This window comes from Lelliottia wanjuensis, from assembly GCF_030238365.1.
Classification (GTDB): domain Bacteria; phylum Pseudomonadota; class Gammaproteobacteria; order Enterobacterales; family Enterobacteriaceae; genus Enterobacter; species Enterobacter wanjuensis.
On the sequence record NZ_JASSOT010000016.1, the window covers coordinates 1 to 1,652 of the forward strand.

The 1,652-nt window shown below is 53.3% G+C and carries 1 rRNA gene; it reads right to left on the reverse strand.

The window, feature by feature from the left end:
- Nucleotides 1–25: 25 nt before the first annotated feature.
- Nucleotides 26–1,565, reverse strand: a 16S ribosomal RNA gene (locus QQF33_RS03310).
- Between the last annotated feature and the right edge of the window lie 87 nt (nucleotides 1,566–1,652).

Genomic DNA, 1,652 nt, shown 5'->3' on the forward strand with positions numbered 1-1,652 from the left:
CACTACAAAGGCAGGTTCTTTCAGGTAAGGAGGTGATCCAACCGCAGGTTCCCCTACGGTTACCTTGTTACGACTTCACCCCAGTCATGAATCACAAAGTGGTAAGCGCCCTCCCGAAGGTTAAGCTACCTACTTCTTTTGCAACCCACTCCCATGGTGTGACGGGCGGTGTGTACAAGGCCCGGGAACGTATTCACCGTAGCATTCTGATCTACGATTACTAGCGATTCCGACTTCATGGAGTCGAGTTGCAGACTCCAATCCGGACTACGACGCACTTTATGAGGTCCGCTTGCTCTCGCGAGGTCGCTTCTCTTTGTATGCGCCATTGTAGCACGTGTGTAGCCCTACTCGTAAGGGCCATGATGACTTGACGTCATCCCCACCTTCCTCCAGTTTATCACTGGCAGTCTCCTTTGAGTTCCCGGCCGAACCGCTGGCAACAAAGGATAAGGGTTGCGCTCGTTGCGGGACTTAACCCAACATTTCACAACACGAGCTGACGACAGCCATGCAGCACCTGTCTCACGGTTCCCGAAGGCACTAAAGCATCTCTGCTAAATTCCGTGGATGTCAAGAGTAGGTAAGGTTCTTCGCGTTGCATCGAATTAAACCACATGCTCCACCGCTTGTGCGGGCCCCCGTCAATTCATTTGAGTTTTAACCTTGCGGCCGTACTCCCCAGGCGGTCGACTTAACGCGTTAGCTCCGGAAGCCACTCCTCAAGGGAACAACCTCCAAGTCGACATCGTTTACGGCGTGGACTACCAGGGTATCTAATCCTGTTTGCTCCCCACGCTTTCGCACCTGAGCGTCAGTCTTTGTCCAGGGGGCCGCCTTCGCCACCGGTATTCCTCCAGATCTCTACGCATTTCACCGCTACACCTGGAATTCTACCCCCCTCTACAAGACTCTAGCCTGCCAGTTTCGAATGCAGTTCCCAGGTTGAGCCCGGGGATTTCACATCCGACTTGACAGACCGCCTGCGTGCGCTTTACGCCCAGTAATTCCGATTAACGCTTGCACCCTCCGTATTACCGCGGCTGCTGGCACGGAGTTAGCCGGTGCTTCTTCTGCGAGTAACGTCAATCACTGTGGTTATTAACCACAATGCCTTCCTCCTCGCTGAAAGTACTTTACAACCCGAAGGCCTTCTTCATACACGCGGCATGGCTGCATCAGGCTTGCGCCCATTGTGCAATATTCCCCACTGCTGCCTCCCGTAGGAGTCTGGACCGTGTCTCAGTTCCAGTGTGGCTGGTCATCCTCTCAGACCAGCTAGGGATCGTCGCCTAGGTGAGCCATTACCCCACCTACTAGCTAATCCCATCTGGGCACATCTGATGGCAAGAGGCCCGAAGGTCCCCCTCTTTGGTCTTGCGACGTTATGCGGTATTAGCTACCGTTTCCAGTAGTTATCCCCCTCCATCAGGCAGTTTCCCAGACATTACTCACCCGTCCGCCGCTCGTCACCCGAGAGCAAGCTCTCTGTGCTACCGCTCGACTTGCATGTGTTAGGCCTGCCGCCAGCGTTCAATCTGAGCCATGATCAAACTCTTCAATTTAAGTTTGATGCTCGTGAATTAAACTTCGTAATGAATTACGTATGTTCACTCAGAGACTTTGGTATTCATTTAGCGTCTTGCGACGTT